The organism is Bradyrhizobium sp. 62, assembly GCF_023073035.1.
Classification (GTDB): domain Bacteria; phylum Pseudomonadota; class Alphaproteobacteria; order Rhizobiales; family Xanthobacteraceae; genus Bradyrhizobium.
On sequence record NZ_JADPIT010000015.1, the window covers coordinates 1,006,277 to 1,029,985 of the forward strand.

General features: G+C 64.2%; 24 protein-coding genes and 1 pseudogene. All 25 read right to left on the bottom strand.

Annotation, left to right across the window (positions count from 1 at the left end; translation table 11 throughout):
* Positions 1–474 (bottom strand): ATP-binding cassette domain-containing protein (locus IVB47_RS15315; protein ID WP_247462443.1); only part of this gene is annotated, 474 nt, incomplete at its 3' end.
* Entirely contained in the window at positions 471–1,292 is an 822-nt protein-coding gene (locus IVB47_RS15320; protein ID WP_247462445.1) for an ABC transporter permease, read from the bottom strand. The genes IVB47_RS15320 and IVB47_RS15315, both read right to left, overlap by 4 nt.
* The gene (locus IVB47_RS15325; RefSeq protein ID WP_247463178.1) at positions 1,289–2,212 is read right to left on the bottom strand and encodes an ABC transporter permease; all 924 of its coding nucleotides are present in this window, start codon (positions 2,210–2,212) and stop codon (positions 1,289–1,291) included. Before IVB47_RS15325 ends, IVB47_RS15320 begins: the two co-directional genes overlap by 4 nt.
* 60 nt (positions 2,213–2,272) lie before the next feature.
* The gene (locus IVB47_RS15330; protein WP_247462446.1) at positions 2,273–3,862 is read right to left on the bottom strand and encodes an ABC transporter substrate-binding protein; all 1,590 of its coding nucleotides are present in this window, start codon (positions 3,860–3,862) and stop codon (positions 2,273–2,275) included.
* Between the two features lie 131 nt (positions 3,863–3,993).
* Positions 3,994–5,274: an S-methyl-5-thioribose kinase gene (gene mtnK / locus IVB47_RS15335; RefSeq protein WP_247462448.1), complete on the bottom strand. Its 1,281-nt coding sequence runs from the start codon at positions 5,272–5,274 to the stop codon at positions 3,994–3,996.
* A 31-nt stretch (positions 5,275–5,305) separates the two neighbouring features.
* Positions 5,306–5,653, bottom strand: a complete 348-nt coding sequence (locus IVB47_RS15340) for a hypothetical protein (RefSeq protein ID WP_027518238.1) — start codon at positions 5,651–5,653, stop codon at positions 5,306–5,308.
* 30 nt (positions 5,654–5,683) lie between these two features.
* On the bottom strand, positions 5,684–5,959 hold the full coding sequence (locus IVB47_RS15345; RefSeq protein ID WP_027518239.1) for a DUF1467 family protein: 276 nt from the start codon (positions 5,957–5,959) through the stop codon (positions 5,684–5,686).
* An 8-nt stretch (positions 5,960–5,967) separates the two neighbouring features.
* Positions 5,968–6,372, bottom strand: a complete 405-nt coding sequence (mce, locus tag IVB47_RS15350; protein ID WP_106944962.1) for a methylmalonyl-CoA epimerase — start codon at positions 6,370–6,372, stop codon at positions 5,968–5,970.
* Between the two features lie 13 nt (positions 6,373–6,385).
* Positions 6,386–8,056 carry a ribonuclease J gene (locus IVB47_RS15355; protein ID WP_247462449.1) on the bottom strand — a complete coding sequence of 557 codons (1,671 nt, stop codon included), beginning with the start codon at positions 8,054–8,056 and terminating at the stop codon, positions 6,386–6,388.
* Entirely contained in the window at positions 8,056–8,862 is an 807-nt protein-coding gene (locus IVB47_RS15360) for a biotin--[acetyl-CoA-carboxylase] ligase (protein ID WP_247356281.1), read from the bottom strand. The genes IVB47_RS15355 and IVB47_RS15360 overlap by 1 nt, the downstream gene beginning before the upstream one ends.
* A gap of 1 nt (position 8,863) precedes the next feature.
* Positions 8,864–10,300, bottom strand: a complete 1,437-nt coding sequence (gene nuoN / locus IVB47_RS15365; protein ID WP_247462451.1) for an NADH-quinone oxidoreductase subunit NuoN — start codon at positions 10,298–10,300, stop codon at positions 8,864–8,866.
* A 22-nt stretch (positions 10,301–10,322) separates the two neighbouring features.
* Positions 10,323–11,831 carry an NADH-quinone oxidoreductase subunit M gene (locus IVB47_RS15370; protein ID WP_027567194.1) on the bottom strand — a complete coding sequence of 503 codons (1,509 nt, stop codon included), beginning with the start codon at positions 11,829–11,831 and terminating at the stop codon, positions 10,323–10,325.
* Between the two features lies 1 nt (position 11,832).
* On the bottom strand, positions 11,833–13,932 hold the full coding sequence (gene nuoL, locus IVB47_RS15375; RefSeq protein WP_027567195.1) for an NADH-quinone oxidoreductase subunit L: 2,100 nt from the start codon (positions 13,930–13,932) through the stop codon (positions 11,833–11,835).
* 61 nt (positions 13,933–13,993) lie between these two features.
* On the bottom strand, positions 13,994–14,302 hold the full coding sequence (nuoK, locus tag IVB47_RS15380; protein ID WP_007603558.1) for an NADH-quinone oxidoreductase subunit NuoK: 309 nt from the start codon (positions 14,300–14,302) through the stop codon (positions 13,994–13,996).
* A complete protein-coding gene (locus IVB47_RS15385) occupies positions 14,299–14,937 on the bottom strand; it encodes an NADH-quinone oxidoreductase subunit J (RefSeq protein WP_007610978.1) in 639 nt (212 codons plus the stop codon). Before IVB47_RS15385 ends, nuoK begins: the two co-directional genes overlap by 4 nt.
* A gap of 9 nt (positions 14,938–14,946) precedes the next feature.
* Complete coding sequence (nuoI, locus tag IVB47_RS15390) at positions 14,947–15,435, bottom strand: NADH-quinone oxidoreductase subunit NuoI (protein WP_026232873.1); 489 nt, start codon at positions 15,433–15,435, stop codon at positions 14,947–14,949.
* Positions 15,436–15,449: 14 nt separating this feature from the next.
* A complete protein-coding gene (gene nuoH, locus IVB47_RS15395; protein WP_007603555.1) occupies positions 15,450–16,517 on the bottom strand; it encodes an NADH-quinone oxidoreductase subunit NuoH in 1,068 nt (355 codons plus the stop codon).
* A 4-nt stretch (positions 16,518–16,521) separates the two neighbouring features.
* Complete coding sequence (gene nuoG, locus IVB47_RS15400; protein ID WP_247462453.1) at positions 16,522–18,597, bottom strand: NADH-quinone oxidoreductase subunit NuoG; 2,076 nt, start codon at positions 18,595–18,597, stop codon at positions 16,522–16,524.
* A gap of 5 nt (positions 18,598–18,602) precedes the next feature.
* A complete protein-coding gene (gene nuoF / locus IVB47_RS15405; RefSeq protein WP_027518249.1) occupies positions 18,603–19,928 on the bottom strand; it encodes an NADH-quinone oxidoreductase subunit NuoF in 1,326 nt (441 codons plus the stop codon).
* A gap of 15 nt (positions 19,929–19,943) precedes the next feature.
* Positions 19,944–20,147 (bottom strand): hypothetical protein, encoded by a 204-nt coding sequence (locus IVB47_RS15410; protein ID WP_026232874.1) that lies wholly within the window; start codon positions 20,145–20,147, stop codon positions 19,944–19,946.
* Complete coding sequence (gene nuoE / locus IVB47_RS15415; RefSeq protein ID WP_007610983.1) at positions 20,147–20,758, bottom strand: NADH-quinone oxidoreductase subunit NuoE; 612 nt, start codon at positions 20,756–20,758, stop codon at positions 20,147–20,149. Before nuoE ends, IVB47_RS15410 begins: the two co-directional genes overlap by 1 nt.
* A gap of 12 nt (positions 20,759–20,770) precedes the next feature.
* Positions 20,771–21,733, bottom strand: a complete 963-nt coding sequence (locus tag IVB47_RS15420) for an FkbM family methyltransferase (RefSeq protein ID WP_247463180.1) — start codon at positions 21,731–21,733, stop codon at positions 20,771–20,773.
* The gene (locus IVB47_RS15425) at positions 21,733–22,929 is read right to left on the bottom strand and encodes an NADH-quinone oxidoreductase subunit D (RefSeq protein WP_247356280.1); all 1,197 of its coding nucleotides are present in this window, start codon (positions 22,927–22,929) and stop codon (positions 21,733–21,735) included. The genes IVB47_RS15420 and IVB47_RS15425 overlap by 1 nt, the downstream gene beginning before the upstream one ends.
* A 2-nt stretch (positions 22,930–22,931) precedes the next feature.
* Entirely contained in the window at positions 22,932–23,546 is a 615-nt protein-coding gene (locus IVB47_RS15430) for an NADH-quinone oxidoreductase subunit C (RefSeq protein ID WP_018455092.1), read from the bottom strand.
* Positions 23,547–23,557: 11 nt separating this feature from the next.
* Positions 23,558–23,709 (bottom strand): annotated as a pseudogene (locus tag IVB47_RS15435) (NADH-quinone oxidoreductase subunit B); the annotation flags it as partial.

The following is a 23,709-nucleotide window of genomic DNA, read 5'->3' on the forward strand; positions in this document are numbered from 1 at the left end:
CGAGAGCTGGTGCGGGTAATCCTTCACGCGCCGCTCCGGCGCGGGAACGCGGACGCTCGCCAGCGCCTCGACCGCCAGCCTGTCGGCTTCCCGCCAGCTCTTGCCCTTGTGCAGCACGAACATCTCGGCGATCTGCCGGCCCACCGGCGAGACCGGGTTCAGCGCCGTCATCGGCTCCTGGAAGATCATGGCGATGCGATTGCCGCGCAGCTGGCGCTGCTTGGCCGCGGAAAGGTGCTGGATCTCCCGCCCCTCAAACCGGATGACGCCGCCGCCGATCGACAATGGCTGCCGCAACAGGCCGATCAAGGCGAGCGCCGTGATGCTCTTGCCGCAGCCGGATTCGCCGACCAGGCCGAAGGTCTCGCCGCGATCGATGCGGAATGAAATGCCCTCGGCCGCCGCAACGCGTTGCGATCCATCGTCGAGATCGATCCGCAGATCCTCGACTTCGATCAGCGGCGCGCCGGTCATGTGCGCCGGCTCCGCGATTGTGGATCGAGGATGTCGCGCAGGCCGTCGCCGAGCAGATTGAGCCCGAGCACCGTCAGGAAAATGGCAAGGCCGGGAAACACCGAGAGCCACGGTGCCGTCGTGATCTGGTCGCGGGCATCCGACAGCATGCTGCCCCAGCTCGGAAACGGCGGGCGGACGCCGAGGCCGAGGAACGACAACGCGGCTTCGGACAGCACCGCGCTGCCCATGCCGAGCGTGCCGATGACGACGATCGGCCCTAGCATGTTCGGCAGCAGCTGCGTGATCATGATGCGCAGATCGCCGTAGCCGAGCACGGTCGCGGCCTGCACATAGCCCTGGCTCCTCAGCGACAGCGCGGAGGCCCGCGCGATCCGGCACGTGAAGGACCAGTTGGTCAGGCCGAGTGCGATCAGAAGGCTGGTGAGGCCGGGACCAAGCACCGCCATGATAGCCAGCGCGAAGATCAGCGAGGGGATCGCGAGCATGAGATTGGTCAGGCCGTTGACGACATCGTCCCACCAGCCGCCCCAATAGCCGGCACTCAGGCCCAGCGCCACGCCGATGACGCTGTTGATGAGCTGCGAGACGATGCCGACCGTCAGCGAGACGCGCGCGCCATAGACGACGCGGGAATAGATGTCGCGGCCCTGATCGTCGGTGCCGAACCACCAGGTCCAGCTCGGAGGCTCCTCCGAGCTGAGCAGATTGGCATCCAGGACGGGATCGGTATGCGCCAGCCAGGGCGCGAGCAGACCGACCAGGATTGCGAGCGCGAACAGCGCGCCACCGATGATGAGATTGGCGCGCAGCTTCATGCGTATCGGATCCTGGGATCGATCACCCCATAGAGCACGTCGATCAGCAGATTGATCGCAAGAAAGGACAGCACCACGACAAGAATGGAGCCCTGGACGGCCGGAATGTCGCGCTGCAGGACACTGTCGACCAGCAGCGAGCCGATGCCCGGCCAGGAGTACAGTTTCTCGACCACGACCGCCTGCCCCATCAGCGCGCCGAACTGGAGGCCGACGGTGGTGAGAATGATGACGAGCGCGTTGCGCATCACATGCCACTTCACGACCCGCGTCTCGCTCATGCCCTTGGAGCGCGCGGTGCGGACGAAATCCGCGGTCATGATCTCGAGCACCGCGGCGCGTGTGGTCCGGGCGAACAGCGCCATCGGCGAGACGCCGAGTGTCACGGCCGGAAGGATCAGGTACTTCAGTCCGCCATCGCCATAGCCGAAACTCGGCAGCCAGCCGAGCTTCAACGCAAACAGATACATCAGCACCAGTCCGAGCCAGAATTTGGCGATCGAAAGGCCTGACACCGCCACGACCATGGCCAGCGTATCGACGATGCCTCCCGGCTTGAGCGCGGCGATGAAACCCAGGGGTACGCCGATCACGACGGAAAACGCCATTGCTGTGAAGATGAGCTGGAGCGTCGGCCATATCCGTTTGGCGATCATAAACGTCACAGGCTCGCGCGTCCGGAACGAGGTTCCGAAATCACCGGTCGCAAGCTTGGCGATGTAGGTGCCGAAGCGGAGATAGAGGGGATCGTCGAGCCCGAGTTGCTTCTTCATGCGCAGCTCGACCTGCGGATCGGCATCGTCACTCATGGACGAGACGATGCTGCCGGGAACGACGCTGAACAGCACGAACACCAGAGCCACCACGGCGAGCACGGTCGGAATGGTCTGCAGGAGGCGGCGGAACAGGAAGGAGAGCATCGGCACTTTTCCTCTCTCCCTCCGTCGTTCATTGCGACGGAGGAAGCGCGAGAGCGCGTGTCACTTCGCGGGCGAGGTCTCGTCGACCCAGAGGTCTTCGACGTTCTGATGGGTCAGCTCGGTTGCGTTCAGCTGAACCCCCTTGAGCCACGGCTGCACCGCCATGACGGCCTTGTTGTAGTTGAAGAACCAGACCGGCGCCTCTTCGTAGAGAACAGCATTGGCCTTCTGCAGCAGCTGGGTACGCTTTGCAGCGTCATCGGACTGCCCGGCTTCGTCGATCAGCTTGTCGAACTCGGCATTCTTGAAGTTCATGTAGTTGCAGGCCGACTGCGGTGTCGATGAGTGGAAGCATTTGAGGGCGGCCTGGGGATCGGGTCCGGTCGCCTGCGAATAGACGAAGGCCTGGTAGTCGCCGCTGCGGACCACCTCCGCCAGCACCGCGGTCTCGACCTGCTTGACCTTGGCCTTGATGCCCACCCGGTCCAGCATCGGGATCACGGCCGAGACGATCGGCAGGCCCCAGCTCTCGTTCTGGCTGGTGGTCCATTCGAATTCGAAGCCCGAGGGATAGCCGGCCTCGGCGAGCAGCTGCTTGGCCTTGGCGGGATCGAAGGCGTAGGGCTTCATGGCCTTGTCGTAGACGGGAGAGGTCAGCGGCAGCCAGCTGGTCGCGCGATAGGCCTTGCCCTTGACCAGCTTGTTGATAATCAAATCGGTGTCGATCGCATAGTTGATCGCCTGCCGGACACGCTTGTCGGCAAATGGCTTGAACGCGGGATTCATCCCCATGTAGCGGGTGAAGACCTCGGCGACTTCGACGACGGTGCCCTTGAGGTCGGCGTCGTTCTGATAGGCGACATATTGCGCCGGTCCCAGCACGGAGGTGTCGATCTCCTTGTTGCGGAAAGCGACATCGCGGGCCGCGGCCTCGCCCATGACCGACACGATGATCTTGTCGGCGTAGGGCTTGCCAGGCTTGTAGAACCGGTCCCACCGCTCCAGGACGATGCGCGATCCCGGCACGTGCTCGACGAATTTGAAGGGCCCTAGACCGATTGGCTTCTGGAGAAAGCTCTCCTTGGCGGCTTCGTCGGCGGGATAGATCGACGTGATCGCGTTCCAGAAGTAGAAGCCAGGATCGACTTTCTCGGTCAGCTTCATCTCGATGGTGAAGTCGTCGATCTTCTTCAGGCCGGAGATCTCCTTGGCCTGGCCCTTCTCAACCGCCGCCGCGCCCTCGATCACGCGGACATAGCGCGCGCCGGGATAAGCCTTGGTGCCGTCCATGATGCGGTTGTAGGTCCAGATGACGTCGTCGGCCGTCATCTTGCGGCCGTTGTGGAAATAGGCGTCGTCGCGCAGCTTGAAGGTGTGGACGAGACCTCCGCCCGAGACGACGTCCTCCTTGGCAAGCTCCAGCACCGGCTTGCCTTCCGTGGAATTCCAGATGTAGAGCGACCGGTGCAGGGCCTTGGCGTAGATCTCGTCCTGGGCGCGCTGCGTGGTAAGAATGTCCAGGCTGGTGAAACTCGAGCCATAAGGCGCGGTCATCCGGATGGTTCCGCCCTTGCGCGGGGTCTGGGCCTCCGCCGAGGCGGCCAGTGCCAGCCCCAGACCTGCGACGATCGCCACTATCCTGAACATCATGGTCCCTCCGACAACGCAAGCCGTGCTCTGGGACCAGAGTTGACCATCCACGGCGGGTCGAGCGCAAGCGCCTTGAAGGGGTTGACGTATGCGAGCGTCGCGCGGGCCCCGCCGATTTGCGAAGACGCCCGCTAAAACTCCGGCTGCCAGTCGCGCAATTTTCGCGCTGCGGAGGTGACGTCCGCGATGGCCGGAAACGCCCCCGCCTCCAGCATCAGCGCGCGCGCCAGCCGCACCGCGCGTGCTTCGCTGGTGGCGCGCCGGCGCGGATCATCGATCAGCTCGAAATCGATATTGTGGGCGAGGCCGAAGATGCGGCGAATGGTTTTTGCCGCGGCGAAGCCGACCGTATCCGCGAACAGCCGCTGCATGTAGGCCTGCCGCTCGGCCTCCAGCCGTGCCGCGCCTGTTTCGCCGGCGAAGAGCGAGGCGGGATAGGCATCGCCCGCGGCGCCAGCGCGCCAGAGATCGAGGAACTTGCGCGCGAACGCGTTCCAGACCTGCTCGACCGTTTCCAGGACCCAGACTTCGAACGCACGCCGTTCGCCCGGGGAGCGTTCGTGGCCGGCGGAGGCAAAATAGGCCATCAAGAGGTTGGCCAGCACGGCGCCGACATCGAAACCCATCGGGCCGTAGAACGCGAATTCGGGGTCGATCACCCGCGTCTGGCTCTCCGTCACCATGATCGAGCCGGTGTGCAGGTCGCCGTGGAGCAGCGCCTCGGGGCTTGCCATGAACTTCAGCTTCAGCCGGGAGATCGCGACATGCAATTCCATATCCTCGCGCAGCTCTGCGGCGAGCGCATCGAGATATGGCGCGGTCCAGCGGTTCTGCTCGGCGATGCGGTAGGGATCGGTGAAGATCAGATCCTCGGTGATCTTGCACAGCGCATGGTTGCCGGCGAAGGCTGCGATGCCCTGCTTCTTCTCGGCCGCCGACAGCGCGAGGTCGGAGGTGAAGAACAAGGTCCGCGCCATGAAGGTGGTGATGTCATCGACAAAGCGCGGATATTGCGAGCCCGCAACCATCCCCTTGCGCATGATGATGTGGGGCTCGAGCAGCTCCATCACCGTCAGCGCCAGGGCCTCGTTGTGATGCAGCAGCGCCGGCACGAGGCCGGGGGCGAGCTCGGCCTGCCGCGACAAGGCGAGATATTCGTAATGAGCCCGGGACAGCGGCAGCGGCCAGCTCTCGCCGACCAGGCGGACATAGGGCAGCGCCTGCTTGACGGCGACGCCGCCGCGGCCGCCCTTGACGATGAAGACGAGATTGAGATTGCCGTCGCCGACTTCGGTGATCGACCAGGAGGCCGGCTCGCCACCGAGGGTCGCAGTGATATCCGGAACGCCTGCGAGATAATCCCGCGAGTCAGCCTCATGCAGAATCCGGTAGTCCGCCTGCCCCTGCGCCATGACGATCCCATCCCATATAGGGGCCGGATCGTTACTCCCGCTCCAGGAAGCTCGAGCCGATCTCGGCCTTTCTTTTGATCGGATCGTAATCACAATAGACGCTGTCCGCCACCAGCGTGTAGCTGGCGCTGACGGTGTATTTGTCTGTTTTGACCGAGTTCAGGCCAATCACCGCGGTGCTCTTGCCTCCGTTCCACTTGAACGGCGTCGAGCTCTTGGCCTGCTCGCAGGCGACCACGGCCTCGTTGAAGACGTAGCCCTCGACGAACGCCTTCAGGGTGCGCACCTGCACGGCCATCTTCCACTCGAAATAGCCGATGGCACCGAGGCCGGCGACGATCAGCACCAGAAGCGCGACGACGATCCGCTGAAAAGTCATTGGTCCCCCAACAAAGCCAACCAAAAATTCTTAGAACGGCATGCCCATCAATTTCGACAGGCGCTCGATCGAGAGATAGCCGGCGTGATAGGCGACCATGGCGATCCCGTAGATGATCGCCGAGATGATCGTGGTCCAGATCAGCTTGCTCCTCATTCGCGTCAGGATCGGCGCACCGGGGTCGCTGCCCGGCACTCCGACGCCGTCCTCGTGCTGGCTGCGCACGCCGAACGGCAGCGTCAGGAACAGCGCGACCCACCAGATGACGAAGTAGATCGCGATTGCGGTTGAGATCTGGATGGCCATGGTTCGGCCTATGCCTGCTCGATTTCGACCAGCGCGCCGGAAAAATCCTTCGGGTGCAGGAACAGCACCGGCTTGCCGTGGGCGCCGATCTTCGGCACGCCGTCGCCGAGCACCCTTGCGCCCTCCTTCACCAGCGTGTCGCGCGACGCAATGATGTCGACCACCTCGTAGCAGACGTGGTGGATGCCGCCGTCGGCGTTGCGATCGAGGAACTTAGCGATCGGCGAGGCTTCGCCGAGCGGCTCGATGAACTCGATCTTGGTGTTGGGCAGCGTCGCGAACACGGTGGTGACGCCATGCTCGGGCAGCGCGACGGCCTCCGAGATCTGGGCCCCGAACGCGGCGCCATAGATCCTGGCGGCCTTGACGGCGTCCTTAGTCGCGATCGCGACATGGTTGAGCCGGCCCAGCATTGTGCTTCTCCCGTTACACTGTCAGGACGTGTACCAGACAGGGGGGCTTTTTACCCCAATGTTCGTTGATCACGGAGCGGACAGCGCGTCGCACCGACTCCGCCAGCGCATCCGCGTCGCGACGGCGCGCCTTCGGTAGGCCCTCGACGGTGGAGACCACGGCGTCGAACACGATGTCGTCGAAGGGCTCGCCCGCTCTGTTCTTCTCGGGGATGCCGACCAGTTCGACCGCGGGATCGTCGGCAAGCTCGCCCTGCTCCGTCATGACGATGGCGACAAAGGCGCAGCCGGAGAAGGCCATGCGGCGCCGCTCGACCACCGCGCGGGACTTGGAGTCCTCCAGAATCGTGCCGTCCTTGTAGAGACGGCCCGCAGGCACTTGCCCAATGATGCCGGGATCGCCGGGGCCGAGCTTGACGAGATCGCCGTTGCGGCAGACCAGCACGCGCGGCACGCCGGCGGCACGGGCGAGCTTGGCGTGCTCGTTCAGGTGCAGGGCCTCGCCATGGACGGGAATCAGGAGCTGCGGCCGGGTCCAGGCGATCATGTCGCGCAATTCGTCGCGGCGGGGATGGCCGGAGACATGGACCAGCTGGTCGCGGTCGGTGATGACCTCCACGCCCTGCATAACCAGGCCATTGATGATCGCGCCGACCGCCTTCTCGTTGCCGGGAATGGTGCGCGAGGAGAAGATCACGCTGTCGCCGCGATTGAGCGTGATCTCGGGATGGTCGTCATTGGCGATGCGCGCCAGCGCGGCACGCGGCTCGCCCTGGCTGCCGGTGCAGAGCGCCAGCACCTTGTCCTGCGGCAGATGACCGTAGACCTCGGCGGAGCGGAAACTCTGCACGCCGTCGAGATAGCCGGTCTCGCGTGCGACCTGCACCACACGCTCCATGGCGCGGCCGACCACGACGACCTCACGGTCGGCGGCCTTCGCAGCGATGGCGACGGCCTTGAGGCGCGCGACGTTGGAGGCAAAGGTCGTGACCGCGACGCGGCCCTTGGCGGCCTTGACGAGCTCGGTGATGGATTTGGCAACCTCGGCTTCCGAGGGCGAGCGGCCGTCGCGCACGGCGTTGGTGGAATCGCCGATCAAGGCGAGCAGGCCCGCATCGCCTAGCTCCCGCAGCCGCTTTTCGTCGGTCGGGCGGCCGATGATCGGGGTCGGATCGATCTTCCAGTCGCCGGTGTGCAGCACCGTGCCGACTTCGGTGTGAATCGCCAGCGCATGCGACTCCGGAATCGAATGCGCGACCGGGATGAACTCGACGTTGAACGGGCCGATATCGACGCGTCCGCCCGACGGCACCACCGTCACCGGGATCTTCGGTGCATTGCGCTCGGCGGCGCACTTGGCCTCGAACAGCGCGGCGCTGAACTGGGTCGCGTAGATCGGGCATTTCAGCTTCGGCCACAGGTCGATGATGGCGCCGAAATGGTCCTCATGGGCGTGGGTCAGCACCAGCCCCATCAGGTTCTTGCGTTCCTTCTCCAGGAAGCTGACGTCCGGCATGATCAGGTCGATTCCCGGCAGATGCTCCTCGTCGCCGAAGGAGACGCCGAGATCGATCGCCAGCCAGGCCCGCTGCTGGCGGTTGCCGAGGCCGTAGATCGACAAATTCATGCCGATCTCGCCGACCCCGCCGAGCGGTGCAAATACCAGTTCTTCAGGCTTCGCCATCACGCAGCTCCCACGGAGGCGACCGTGCCGAAGAACACCTCGCCCGCGGCCACCGGCACGCGCCGGCCCTCCGCGGTGCGGACGATCAGGCAGCCGGTGTCGTCGATCGTGTCAAAAATGCCTTCCAGCGTCATCACTCCCGTGTGGATCGCGACCCGCTCGCCGAGGCCGGCGGCGCGCTCCAGCCACAATTTGCGAATTTCGGCAAAGCCGCGACCATTGTCCCAGATACCGCGGAATTCCACCCAGGCGTCCGAGAGCGCCGAGAACAACTCCTCCGCGCTGATCTGGACGCCGAGCGCGGCCAGTGACACCGCCGGTGTGGGCGTGCCCTCGGGCGCGGCGACGACGTTGGTGCCGATGCCGACAACGATGGCAAGACGCTCGGCGATGGCTTCGGCCTCCAGGCCGATGCCGACCAGCTTCTTGCCGCCGGCCAGCACGTCGTTAGGCCATTTCAGGGTGTAGCGGGGACGGCCCTCGCCGAGGCGCAGTGCCGCCTCCAGGCTGACCTTCTCCAGAGCGGCCTCCTCGGCCAGCCCGGCCGCAAAGCCGATCGTCGCGGCGACGGAAGGGGCGACATCGAGGACTTCGAGGACGCTGGCTGCTAGGTTACCCTTCGGTGCGATCCAGGCGCGTTGGCGGCGGCCACGGCCGGCGGTCTGCTCCGACGTCACGAACCACATCGGGCCGCGTTCGCCGCCCCTTGCGTGCTCGATCGCCTCGGTATTGGTCGAGCCGGTCCGTTCGAAAGCTGCGAGCTTGTAGCCCGCCGACGCCGCACGAGGACCGAGCGCGAATGCCATCCTAGAACAGCGACTTTGCCGCGGCGGAGGCGACGCTCACCACGGGACCTGCGAACAGGGCGAACAGAATGTTGAACAGGCCCGCGACCGCCAGCACCGTCTTGACTTCGACGCGCACCGGATCGACCTGTCCGGCCGGCTCGTCGAAATACATCGTCTTGACGATGCTGAGATAGTAGTAGGCGCCGACCACGCTGGTCAGCACGCCGATGACGGCGAGCGTGAACAAATTCGCCTTGATGGCGGCGACGAAGACGTACCATTTGGCGAAGAAGCCGGCGAGCGGCGGAATGCCGGCGAGCGAGAACAGCAGCATCGCGAACATGAAGGCGAGCAGCGGATTGGTCCGCGAGAGCCCCGCGAAATCGCTGATCTGCTCGACCGGCTGGCCGTTGCGCTTCATGGCCAGGATGATGGCGAAGGAGCCCAGCGTCATCGCGACATAGATCACGATGTACATCAACACGCCCTGCGCGCCCTCGACCGTGCCTGCGGCAAGACCGACCAGGGCAAAGCCCATGTGGCCGATCGAGGAATAGGCCATCAGGCGCTTGATGTTGCTCTGCCCGATCGCGGCGAACGAGCCCAGCGCCATCGAGGCGATCGCCACGAACACCAGGATCTGCTGCCACTGCGAGACGATGCCCGGGAATGCGGTCAACGTAACCCGAGTGAAGACCGCGAGCGCGGCCACCTTCGGCGCCGAGGCGAAGAAGGCTGTCACGGGCGTCGGCGCGCCCTCGTAGACGTCGGGCGTCCACATGTGGAACGGCACGGCCGAGACCTTGAAGCAGAGGCCGGCGAGCAGGAATACGAGACCGAACACCAGGCCGACATTCGAGATCGTCGCGGCCGCCGCGATGCCGGTGAAGGCGACCGTGCCGGTGAAGCCATAGATCAGCGAGGAGCCGTAGAGCAGCATGCCCGAGGACAACGCCCCGAGCACGAAGTACTTCAGGCCGGCTTCGGTCGACTTGGCGTTGTCGCGGTTGGAGGCCGCCACGACGTAGAGTGCCAGCGACATCAATTCGAGGCCGAGATAGAGCGAGATCAGATCGCCGGCCGAGATCAGCACCATCATGCCTAGCGTCGAGAGCAGCACCAGGATCGCGTATTCGAAGATGCGGCGCGACGGATCCGACAGGAACTCGGTCGACAGCACCAGCGTCACCGCCGAGCCGATCAGGGCCAGGATCTTCATGAAGCGGGCAAAATCATCGACGATGAAGCTGCCGCCGAAGGTCACGTGCTTGCCCGCGGGCAACATGTATTCGAGCACGCCGACCACGATCAGGAGCAGCACCGCGAGCGTTGTGACCGTCTTGGTGGTCTCCTGCCCGCGATAGGCGCCGAGCATCAGGAGTGCCATCGCCCCGACCGCGAGCACGAGCTCGGGCAGCACCGGCGTCAGTTGATAACCTGCAGTCTCAAAGCTCATGGCGATATCCTGACCTGCCCGCTCACTGGAGCAGTGCGGCGGCCTTCACGGCCGTCACAGCGGTGTTGTAATTGTTGACGAGTTGCTGGACCGAGGCCGCCGACATGTCGAGCACCGGCTTCGGATAGATGCCGAACAGGATCGTCAGCGCGATCAGCGGGAAGAGCGTCAGGCCCTCCCGGAAGGTGAGATCCTTCATGCTCGCCAGCGACGGCTTGACCAGCGCCCCGAACACGACCTTGCGGTAGAGCCACAGCGCATAGCAGGCCGAGAGGATCACGCCGAAGGTGGCGAAGAACGCGGTCGGGATCGAGACCTTGAAGGTGCCGAGCAGCGTCATGAACTCGCCGACGAAGCCGGAGGTGCCGGGCAGGCCGACATTGGCCATGGTGAAGACCATGAAGGTCAGCGCATAGAGCGGCATCCGGTTGACGAGGCCGCCATAGGCCGCGATCTCACGCGTGTGCATGCGGTCGTAGACGATGCCGACGCAGAGGAACAGCGCGCCGGAGACGATGCCGTGCGAGATCATCTGGAACACGCCGCCAGCGACGCCCTGCATGGTGCCGGCAAAGATGCCCATGGTGACGAAGCCCATATGCGCCACCGAGGAGTACGCGATCAGCTTCTTCATGTCCTCCTGCATCAGAGCCACCAGCGAGGTGTAGATGATGGCGATGGCCGAGAGAGTGAACATTAGCGGCGCGAAGTCATGCGAGGCGAGCGGGAACATCGGCAGCGAGAAACGCAGGAAGCCGTAGCCGCCCATCTTCAGCATGATCGCCGCCAGGACCACCGAGCCCGCGGTCGGCGCCTCGACGTGGGCGTCGGGAAGCCAGGTGTGCACCGGCCACATCGGCATCTTCACCGCGAACGAGGCGAAGAAGGCGAGCCACGCCCAAGTCTGCAGCGAGCGCGGCACGGCGGTGTGCATCAGGGTCGGGATGTCGGTGGTGCCGCCGTTCCAGTACAGCGCCATGATGGCAAGCAGCATCAGCACCGAGCCGAGCAGCGTATAGAGGAAGAACTTGAAGGACGCATAGACCCGGCGCGGACCGCCCCAGACGCCGATGATCAGGAACATCGGGATCAGGCCGCCTTCGAAGAACAGGTAGAACAGCACGAGATCGAGCGCCGAGAAGGTGCCGATCATCAGCGTTTCCAGGATCAGGAACGCCATCATGTATTCGCGGACGCGGTTGGTGATCGCCTTCCAGCTCGCGATGATGCAGAACGGCATGATGGCGGTGGTCAGGATCACCAGCGGCAACGAGATGCCGTCCACGCCCATGTGGTAGGTGATGCCGGTGGCGAGCCAATTCGCCTTCTCGACGAACTGGAAGTCGGCGCTCGACGCATCGAACCGCATGACCAGGATCACCGACACCGCGAAGGTGATCAGCGTGGTCCACAGCGCGATCCAGCGCGAGTTGCGCCTGGCCGCCTCGTCATCGCCGCGGCTGAGATAGACGATCAGCGCGCCGACCAGGGGCAGGAACGTCGTGACGGATAGAATTGGCCAGGTCGTCATTTTACTGGCCCCCAAAGCCGAACATGAACCAGGTGATCAGGCCGGCGGCACCGATCAGCATGGCGAACGCGTAGTGGTAGAGATAGCCGGTCTGGATTTTCACGACGTTGCGGGTGACGTCCAACACCCGGGCAGAGACGCCGTCGGGGCCGAGGCCGTCGATGATGAAGCCGTCGCCCTTCTTCCAGAGCTGGTAGCCAATCCACTTCGCCGGACGGACGAAGATGATGTCGTAGAGCTCGTCGAAGTACCATTTGTTGAGCAGGAACTTGTACAGCATCGGCTGCGTGTTCGCGAGCTCGACCGGCAGATAGGGCCGGCGGATGTAGAACAGGTACGACACCAGGAAGCCCAGCACCATCATCACCGTCGGCAGGAAGGCGATGGTCTCGGGGATGTGGTGCATCTCCTCGATGATGTGCGGATTCATCTTCACGGATTCGCGGAAGAACTCCTCGATGCCGTGCCCGGCGAACAGCTCCTTGAACGGGAATCCGGCCAGGATGGAGCCGACCGCGAGCACACCGATCGGGATCAGCATCCAGATCGGCGCTTCATGCGCAGCCTCGTAGTGATGATCGTCATGCGGCTCGCCGTGGAAGGTCTTGAAGATCAGGCGCCACGAGTAGAACGAGGTCAGGCCGGCCGCGACGACCGTCATCAGGAAGCCGTACATCGCGAACGGATTGTGCGAGGCGTAGGCCGACTCGATGATCGCGTCCTTCGAGAAATAGCCGGCGGTGAGCGGGAAGCCGGTGAGCGCGAGCGTGCCGACCACCATCACTGCGTAGGTGTAGGGGATCTTGCGCCAGAGGCCGCCCATGTTGCGGATGTCCTGCTCGTGATGCATCGCGTAGATCACCGAGCCGGAGCCCAAGAACAACAGCGCCTTGAAGAAGGCGTGCGTGAACAAATGGAACATGCCGACCGAATAGGCCCCTGCCCCCATCGCCACGAACATGTAGCCGAGCTGCGAACAGGTCGAGTAAGCGACGATGCGCTTGATGTCGTTCTGGACGAGGCCAATGGTCGCCGCGAAGAACGCCGTGGTGGCGCCGAAGAACATCACGACGGCCTGCGCGTTCGGCGCGAGCTCGAACAGCGGCGACAGACGCGCCACCATGAACACGCCGGCGGTGACCATGGTCGCGGCATGGATCAGGGCCGACACCGGGGTCGGGCCTTCCATCGCGTCCGGCAACCAGGTGTGCAGCAGGAACTGCGCCGATTTGCCCATCGCGCCCATGAACAGCAGCAGGCAGGTCAGGGTCAGCGCGTCGGCGTGCCAGCCGAGGAAGTCGATGGTCTTGCCGGTCAAGCCCGGCGCGGCGTGGAAGATGGTCTCGAAATCGGTCGAGCCGGCCAGCAGGAAGATCGCGAAGATGCCGAGCGCGAAGCCGAAATCGCCGACGCGGTTGACCACGAAGGCCTTGATGGCGGCGGCGTTCGCCGACGGCTTCTGGTACCAGAAGCCGATCAGGAGGTAGCTCGCCAGACCCACGCCTTCCCAGCCGAAGAACAGCTGCACGAGGTTGTCGGCGGTCACCAGCATCAGCATGGCGAAGGTGAACAGCGAGAGATAGCCGAAGAAGCGCGGCCGGTTCGGATCCTCGTCCATGTAGCCGATGGAATAGAGGTGCACGAGCGAGGACACGGTGGTCACGACCACCAGCATCACGGCGGTGAGCGTGTCGACCCGCAGCGTCCAGTAGACCTGGAGATCGCCGGAGAGGATCCACGGCAGCAGCGGAATGCGGATGTCGTGGTGCATGAAGCCGACATCGACCAGCGTCATCCAGGACAGCGCAGCCGACACGAACAGCAATGCCGTGGTGATCAGCTCGGCGCCGCGCGAGCCCGCCGCGGGCGGCTCGGAGACGTGGTGGTCGTCGTGGCCGTCGCCGGGTTCGTGGTGAGTTTCGTGGATGACCGACGCATCCTCGTTGATCGTATCGGACGCATGGGCGTGCGCGCCATGACCGTGATCATCGTGATGCTCGACCGTGTCGCCCGAGGGGTTGCGGGCATGCGCGCCGAACAGCGCGATGAGGCCGGCCAGAATGGCGCCCAGCAGAGGCAGAAAGACGATTGCCTGGACCATGACTTAATCTTTCCGCATGATCTGGTCGGAAAACCGGTGTCCACTTTTCCGGATCATGCGATCAGCCCTTCATCAGATTGACGTCCTCAACCGCGATCGAGCCGCGGTTGCGGAAATAGACCACCAGGATGGCGAGACCGATTGCGGCTTCAGCGGCCGCGACGGTGAGCACCAGGAGCGCGAAGACCTGCCCGACGATGTCGCCGAGGAAGGTCGAGAACGCCACGAGGTTGACGTTGACCGCGAGCAGGATCAGCTCGATCGACATCAGGATGACGATGATGTTCTTGCGGTTCAGGAAGATGCCGAGGATCCCAAGCGTGAACAGGATCGCGCCGACCGCCAGATAATGTCCGAGCCCGATCGTCATTTCACCCACTCCGCCGCGTCAGAGTCCTGGAGCCCCTGCCCCGGCGCCACCTTGCGTATCGCCATCGCTATTTCGGGCGTGCGCGCGTTCTGAACGTTGATGTCCTGCCGCTTCACGCTCGCCTTGTGCCGCAGCGTCAGCACAATGGCGCCGATCATCGCGACCAGCAGCACCATGCCCGAGAGCTGGAAGTAGTGGATGTATTTGGTATAGAGCACGAGACCCAGCGCCTCGGTGTTCGAGACGTTGGTCGGGATCGCCGCCGTGATCGTCTTGGCGACGCCGGGGTTGATCACCCAGAAGCCGACCGTGAGCAGCAGCTCGAACAGGAAGATGCCGCCGATCACCAGCCCGACCGGCAGGTACTCGATGAAGCCCTCGCGCAGCTCGAGGAAGTCGACGTCGAGCATCATGATCACGAACAGGAACAAGACCGCGACCGCGCCGACATAGACGACGATCAGGATCATCGCGAGGAATTCGGCGCCCATCAGCACGAACAGGCCGGAGGCGTTGACGAAGGCCAGGATCAGGTACAGCACGGAGTGCACGGGATTGCGCGAGACAATCACCATCACCGCCGAGGCGACACAGACGCCGGCGAACAGATAGAAGAACAGCGCGGGAAGGATCATGCTCTCATCTCACCGGTACGGCGCGTCGAGTTCGATCGCTTTCGCGATTTCGCGTTCCCAGCGGTCGCCGTTGGCGAGCAGCTTGGCCTTGTCATAGAACAGTTCCTCGCGGGTCTCGGTCGCGAACTCGAAGTTCGGACCTTCGACGATGGCATCGACCGGACAGGCTTCCTGGCAGAGGCCGCAATAGATGCACTTCACCATGTCGATGTCGTAGCGAACGGTGCGGCGGGTGCCGTCGTTGCGGCGCGGGCCGGCCTCGATGGTGATGGCCTGCGCCGGGCAAACCGCTTCGCACAGCTTGCAGGCGATACAGCGTTCCTCGCCGTTCGGATAGCGGCGCAGCGCATGCTCGCCGCGGAAGCGCGGCGAGATCGGGCCCTTCTCGAACGGATAGTTCAGCGTCGGCTTCGGCTGGAAGAAATAGCGCATGGCGAGGAAGAACGCCGAGACGAATTCCGACAACAGGAGCGAGCGTGCAGTGGCGTTGATGTTGATACCCATGACGGCCCTCACTTCGGCGCGATGCCGGCAAAGTGCAGCACACCGGCGACCACGATCACCATCGCCAGCGACAACGGCAGGAACACCTTCCAGCCGAGACGCATCAGTTGATCGTAGCGGTAGCGCGGCACGATCGCCTTGGCCATCGCGAACAGGAAGAACATGAAGAAGAGTTTCAGCGAGAACCAGATGATGCCCGGCACCCAGTTGAAGGGCGGCAGGTCCACCGGCGGCAGCCAGCCTCCGAGGAACAGGATCGTCGCCATCGCGCACATCGTGGCAATCGCGACATACTCGCCGAGCATGAACAGAAGATACGGCGTCGACCCGTACTCGACCATGAAGCCGGCGACGAGCTCGGATTCCGCTTCGACGAGGTCGAACGGCGGACGGTTGGTTTCCGCCAGCGCCGAGACGTAGAAGATCACGAACATCGGGAACAGCGGCCAGACGTACCAGTTCAGGATGGTGAGCTGCGGCAACCCGATCAGGCTGGCGAGGCCGCGGACATGCTGCGCCTCGACCACGGCCGAGAGGTTCAGCGTGCCGGCGCAGAGCAGCACCGTAATGATGACGAAGCCGATCGAGACCTCGTAGGACACCATCTGCGCCGCCGAGCGCAGCGCCGCCAGGAACGGATATTTCGAGTTCGACGACCAGCCGGCCATGATGATGCCGTAGATCGACAGCGACGAAATCGCGAAGATGAAGAGAACGCCGACATTGATGTCGGAGATCACCCAGCCGAGATTGGTCGGGATCACCGCCCAGGCGGCGAGCGCGAGCACGCATGAGACCAAGGGAGCAAGGAGAAACACGCCCTTGTTGGCGCCGGACGGGATGATCGGCTCCTTCAGCACGAACTTCAGGAGGTCGGCGAAAGATTGCAGCAGGCCCCAGGGACCAACCACGTTCGGGCCGCGGCGGATCTGCACCGCCGCCCAGATCTTGCGGTCGGCGAGCAGGATGTAGGCGATCGCCACCAGCAGGACGACCAGCACCAGGACGCTCTCCGCGATCATGATGATCAGCGGCCAGAGGAACCCGGTCCAGAAGGCGCTTTCGAAAAATTCCATCAGCTCACTCCGCTGCGGTCAGCATCTGCCCGGAGGCAAGCCGCGAACACTCCGCCATCACGGCGGACGCACGCGCGATTGGGTTGGTCAAATAGAAGTCCTCGACGAGCGGCTTGAACGGGGCCTTCTCCGTCGGGCCGCCCTTCCCCGCGAGTTTCTTGATCTGATCGGCCGAGCCGGCCTCGATCTGGTCCAGACGGATTAGATGCGGCACAGCCTTGAAGATCGCCTGGCGCAGGGCCGACAGCGAATCATAGCCGAGCTTCTTGCCGAGCGCCTCCGACAGCGCGCGGACGATCGCCCAGTCCTCGCGGGCCTCACCCGGTGGGAATGCGGCCCGTCCGGTCATTTGCACGCGGCCTTCGGTATTGACGTAGATCGCGGACTTCTCGGTATAGGCGGCTGCCGGCAGGATCACGTCGGCGCGATGGGCGCCGCGGTCGCCGTGGGTGCCGATATAGACGACGAAGGTGCCGTCCGACGGCTTGATCTCGTCGGCGCCGAGCAGGAACAGCAGATCGAGCGTCCCGAACGTCGTCATCTGCGCCGCATTCAGTCCGCCCTGACCGGCGACAAAGCCGATATCGAGCGCGCCGACGCGCGAGGCGCTCTCGTGCAGGACGCCGAAGCCGTTCCAGCCGTCCTTGAGCGCGCCGACGTCGAGCGCGAGCTTGGCCGCGGCTGCGAGAATGGCGGCGCCGTCGTGACGCGAGGCCGCGCCCGCCCCGACCAGGATTATGGGGTTCTTGGCGTTCTTCAGCACGTCCATGAAGGAGTGCTTGCCGGCCGCGAGCTCACCGAGCGTGTCGGTGCCCGCGCCGAGGTGATCATAGTCGTACGTGAGGTCGGGCTTGGCGCCGATCACGCCGACCTTGAAGCCGCCGGCGCGCCAGCGCTTGCGGATGCGGGCGTTGAACACGGCCGCCTCTTTCCGCGGATTGGCGCCGATGATGAGCAGCGCATCGGCCTGCTCGACGCCGGCGAGCGTCGGATTGAAGATGTAGGAGCCGCGGCCAAGCGCGGGATCGAAGGCGTCGCCGCCCTGCACCGCCAGATTGGCCGAGCCGTATTGGGCCAGCAGATCCTTCAGCGCGAACATTTCTTCGACGCCGGCGAGGTCGCCCGCGATCGCGCCGATCCGCTTGCCGTCGGTGCGCGCCGCCTTGGAGGCGATCGCGGCGAAGGCCTCGGGCCAGCTCGCCGCGCGCAGCTTGCCTGCTTCGCGGATATAGGGCCGGTCGAGGCGCTGGGTGCGCAGGCCGTCGACGACGTGACGGGTCTTGTCGGAGATCCACTCCTCGTTCACGGCCTCGTTGATGCGCGGCAGGATACGCATCACTTCGCGGCCGCGGGTGTCGACGCGGATCGCAGATCCCACGCCGTCCATCACGTCGATCGACTGGGTCTTGCCGAGCTCCCACGGGCGCGCGGCGAAGGCATAAGGCTTCGAGGTCAGCGCGCCGACCGGGCAGATATCGACGAGATTGCCCTGAAGCTCAGACGTCAGCGCGTGCTCGAGATAGGTCGTGATCTCCATGTCCTCGCCGCGGCCGGTCGCGCCCATTTCAGGGGCGCCGGCGACTTCCGCCGAGAAGCGGACGCAACGGGTGCACTGGATGCAGCGGTTCATCGAGGTCTTGACCAGCGCGCCGAGATATTTGTCCTCGACCGCGCGCTTGTTCTCGGCGAAGCGGCTGGTGTCGACACCGTAGCCCATCGCCTGGTCCTGAAGGTCGCACTCGCCGCCCTGATCGCAGATCGGGCAATCCAGCGGATGGTTGATGAGAAGGAATTCCATCACGCCTTCGCGCGCCTTCTTCACCATCGGCGAACGGGTGGAGATTTCCGGCGGCTCGCCCTTGGGACCCGGACGGCAATCGCGCACGCCCCAGGCGCAGCTCGCGACCGGCTTCGGGCCGCCCTTCACCTCGACGAGGCACATCCGGCAATTGCCGGCGATCGACAGCCGCTCGTGATAGCAGAAGCGCGGAATCTCGGCGCCGGCCGCCTCGCACGCCTGAAGCAGCGTGTATTCGGCGGGGACATCGATCTCTTTACCGTCGATGATGAGCTTGGTCATTGTCTCTACTCCGCCGCGACCATGTTCACGGGATCGCGGACGCCGGCATCGTCGATGTCGGCCTTGTGCGAATATTGGTCGATGCGCGCTTCGATCTCATGACGGAAATGCGCGATCAGGCCCTGGATCGGCCACGCCGCCGCGTCGCCGAGCGCGCAGATGGTGTGGCCTTCGACCTGCTTGGTGACTTCCAGCAGCATGTCGATTTCGCGCTTGTGGGCGCGACCGTCGGCCATGCGGGTCAAGACGCGCCACATCCAGCCGGTGCCCTCGCGGCACGGCGTGCACTGGCCGCAGCTCTCGTGCTTGTAGAAATAGGAGATGCGGGCGATGGCGCGGATCAAGTCGGTCGACTTGTCCATCACGATCACGGCCGCGGTGCCGAGGCCCGAGCGCAGCTTGCTCAACGAGTCGAAATCCATCGGCGTGTCGATGATCTGCTCGGCCGGCACCATGCGCACGGAGGAGCCGCCCGGGATCACGGCCTTGAGGTTGTCCCAGCCGCCGCGGATGCCGCCGCAATGCTTCTCGATCAGCTCACGGAACGGAATGCCCATGGCTTCTTCGACGTTGCAGGGCCGCTCGACATGGCCGGAGATGCAGAACAGCTTGGTGCCGACATTGTTGGGACGGCCGATGCCGGCAAACCACGCCGCGCCACGGCGCAGAATGTCCGGCGCAACCGCGATCGACTCGACATTGTTGACGGTGGTCGGGCAGCCATACAGGCCGACATTGGCCGGGAACGGCGGCTTCAGCCGCGGCTGGCCCTTCTTGCCTTCGAGGCTCTCGAGCAGCGCGGTTTCCTCGCCACAGATATAGGCGCCGGCGCCGTGGGCGACGTAGATGTCGAACGGCCAGCCGTTGACATTGTCCTTGCCGACCAGCTTGGCCTCATAGGCCTGGTCGATCGCCGCCTGGAGATGCTCGCGCTCGCGGATGAACTCACCGCGGACATAGATGTAGCAGGCATGCGCGTTCATCGCGCAGCTCGCGATCAGGCAGCCCTCGATCAGGAGATGCGGATCGTGCCGCATGATCTCGCGATCCTTGCAGGTCCCGGGCTCGGATTCGTCGGCGTTGACGACGAGATAGCTCGGCCGGCCGTCGGTCGATTCCTTCGGCATGAACGACCATTTCAGGCCGGTCGGGAAGCCGGCGCCACCGCGGCCGCGCAGCCCCGACGCCTTCATCTCGTTGATGATCCAGTCGCGGCCCTTGTCGATGATGTTCTTCGTACCATCCCAGGCGCCGCGGCGCCGCGCGCCCTCGAGCCCCCAATCGTGGAGGCCGTAGAGGTTCTTGAAGATGCGGTCCTTGTCCTCGAGCATGTCAGTGCTTTCCGATCAACGGTTGGCTTGCTTGTAGGCAAGCCCGGCGGCGCAGACGGCGAAGGTCAGCGCCCAGAGCAGACTGGATTCCAGCGACGCGTTCAGGGCGAAGCGCTGAAGCAGGAAAATGAACGTGGCCGCCACGGCGGAATGCATTGCGACGAAGCCCCACTTCTTCACAACACTGCTCCCTTCAACTGGCGGCGAGAGATCACGCATCAGGTGATCTCCTTCAGCGTGGTCGGCCCACCGGTCGGCGCCGAGAACTGGCGGCCGTTCTGCGGACCGGGCTTGGGCGGATTGCCCGAGGCAAAGCCATCGAGCACCTTGCCGAAGCTTTCCTTGGTCAGATCCTCATAGGTATCCTTGCCGATCAGCACCATCGGCGCGTTCACGCAGGCACCGAGGCACTCCACCTCTTCCCAGCTGAAATTGCCGTCCTTGGAGAGATGGAAGGGCTCGTGATGGATACGGTGCTCGCAGACGTGGATCAGATCCTCGGCGCCGCGCAGGCGGCACGGCGTGGTGCCGCAGACCTGAACGTGGGCTTTCTTGCCGACCGGGGCCAGCTGGAACATCGTGTAGAAGGTCGCGACCTCGAGCACGCGGATATAGGGCATGTCGAGCATGTCGGCGACAGCGCGGATCGCGGCCTCCGAGACCCAGCCGTCGTGCTGTTCCTGTACGCGCCAGAGAATGGCGATGACGGCCGAAGCCTGGCGCCCGGCCGGATATTTCGCGATCTGCTGTTTGGCGAACGCGAGGTTCTCCTCCGTGAACGCAAAGCTCGCGGGCTGGACTTCCTTCGGTGCTAATCGGCGAACGGACATCTCTTCAATCTCTCACTGCATGCGGCGCGCGGTTTTCGCATTCAGGGCATTGATCCTGTCCTGCCAGAATGCGCTTGCGGTGCCGAAAACATTGTAGCCGACGTGGGTCGAGACCTTGATGCGGTCGAGGATCGACAGCTCGGTCACCGTTTCCATACGCCTTGTGCTGGGATCGTAGACGATCAGCTTCAGCGGGGTGTGTTCGAGGATGTAGCGCGAGACCGCGTGCGAACGGTCGCTGCCGTGCTCCTCGCACATGATGACGCTGTCGGCCTGGAGCAGCCGGGCGCCGCCCTTGATCGCCTCGATCTCGACGCCCTCGACGTCGAGCTTGATCAGGTACTTGCCGGTGCTAGCGACCTTGCCGTCCTCGATCAGATTATCGAGCGCGATGACCGGCACGTCCTCGCCGCCCGCCGACGCATCGCCGGCGATGCTGAAGGCCTCGTGCTTGGTGCCTGACAGACGCGCGGTGCCACGGGCCGCGCCGATCGCGCATTTCATGGTCTCGAAGCGGCTGCCATTGATGCGGGCGTTGTTGGCGAGCTTCGGATGGTTCTGCCCGGACGGCTCGATCGCGATCGCCTTGTGCGAGCCGAACGGCTTGCTCGACACCAGCACCGACCAATAGCCGTAATTCGCGCCGCAATCGAGCAGGGTGTAGTCGACGTCGATGGAGTCGGCGAACAACAGCTCCAACTCGTCCTCGTAATTGTAGGAGCGGTTGAGCAGCTTGCTCCAATAGCCGTCGCCGTAGGGAAATTCGAACACGGCGTCGGGGTTGAGCTTGATCGCGATGTTGCGCTCGGGCAGCGTCTTCCGCAGCAGATTGGCGCAGGCGATGTAGCCCATATGCGAGAAGTGCGAGGAGATCTTCGATCCCGTCACCAGCGCCAAGGCAGCCGTCCGCTCCCACAGGTTGGCCCCTTCAAGGGCCCCCGAGGCGCGGTCAAACTGGATCGGCGCCTGCACCATCACCGATCGACCTCTCCGAACACGATGTCGAGCGAGCCGAGGATCGCCGACACGTCGGCGAGCAGATGACCGCGGCAGATGTGGTCCATGGCCTGGAGATGCGCAAAGCCGGGCGCGCGGATCTTGCACTTGTAGGGCTTGTTGGTGCCGTCCGAGATCAGAAAGACGCCGAACTCGCCCTTCGGCGCCTCGACCGCGGCGTAGACCTCGCCGGCCGGCACGTGGACCCCTTCGGTATAGAGCTTGAAGTGATGGATCAGCGCTTCCATCGAGCGCTTCATCTCGCCACGGCGCGGCGGCGCGACCTTGTTGTCTTCGACGACGACGGGACCCTTCCCGTCGGCTGCGTTCAGCTTCTGGATGCACTGCTTCATGATGCGCACGGACTGGCGCATTTCTTCCATGCGGATCAGATAGCGGTCGTAGCAGTCGCCGTTCTTGCCGATCGGGATGTCGAAATCCAGCTCGGCGTAGCATTCATAGGGCTGCGACTTGCGCAGATCCCACGCCGCGCCCGAACCGCGCACCATCACGCCGGAGAAGCCCCACTCCCAGGCTTCCTTCAGCGAAACCACGCCGATGTCGACGTTGCGCTGCTTGAAGATGCGGTTCGCGGTGAGCAGCCGGTCGAGATCTTCGACCACTTTCAGGAACGGATCGCACCAGGCGTCGATGTCGTCGACCAGCTTCTGCGGCAGGTCCTGATGCACGCCGCCGACGCGGAAGTAGGCTGCGTGCATGCGGCTGCCGGAGGCGCGCTCGTAGAACACCATCAGCTTTTCGCGCTCTTCGAAACCCCACAGCGGCGGGGTCAGCGCGCCGACGTCCATCGCCTGCGTGGTGACGTTGAGCAAATGCGACAGGATGCGGCCGATCTCGCAATAGAGCACGCGGATCAGCTGCGCGCGGCGTGGCACCTCGATGCCGAGCAGCTTTTCTGCAGCCATGCAGAAGGCGTGCTCCTGGTTCATCGGCGCGACGTAGTCGAGACGGTCGAAATAAGGGATCGCCTGCAGATAGGTCTTCTGCTCGATCAGCTTTTCGGTGCCGCGGTGAAGCAGGCCGATATGCGGGTCGACGCGAGCGACGACCTCACCATCCAATTCAAGCACAAGACGAAGAACACCGTGCGCAGCCGGATGCTGCGGTCCGAAGTTGATCGTAAAGTTGCGAAGCTGTTCGGGTTGCTCGTTCATGTTCAGACCTTCGGCCCCGCTTTTTCATCACCCGGAAGGACCGGATAGTCGGCGCCCTCCCACGGGGACAAAAAGTCGAACTTGCGGAATTCCTGGTTGAGCCTGACCGGCTCGTACACCACCCGCTTCTCCTGGTCGTCGTAGCGGACCTCGAGGAAGCCGGTGGTCGGGAAATCCTTGCGCAGCGGATGACCCTCGAAGCCGTAATCGGTCAGGAGGCGGCGCATGTCGGGATGACCGACGAAGATCACGCCATAGAGGTCGTAGGCCTCGCGCTCGAACCAGTCGGCGCCGGGAAACACCTCGATCAGCGACGGCACCTGCGTGGTCTCGTCGGCCTGGGCCTTGAGCCGGATCCGGGCGTTCAGGGTCGGTGACAGGAAGTGATAGATCACGTCGAAGCGCTTCTCGCGCGAGGGATAGTCCGCCGCCGTGATGTCGGTGAAGTTGATGAAGCGGCAGTTCGGGTCGTCGCGGAGGTACTTGACCACCTCGACGATCTTGCTGACCTCGACATCCACCGTGAGCTGGTTGAAGGCCACCGAATGACCGATGGCGGCGCCCGGAAGCGCGCTAACGATCGTCTGCCCCAGGGCGTCGAGCTTGGCGTCGTCCATGACGTGAAACCTTAGCGTTCGATGGTGCCGGTGCGGCGGATCTTCTTCTGCAGCAGCAGCACGCCGTAGAGCAGCGCTTCCGCCGTGGGCGGGCAGCCCGGCACGTAGATGTCGATCGGCACGATGCGGTCGCAACCGCGCACGACCGAGTAGGAATAGTGAT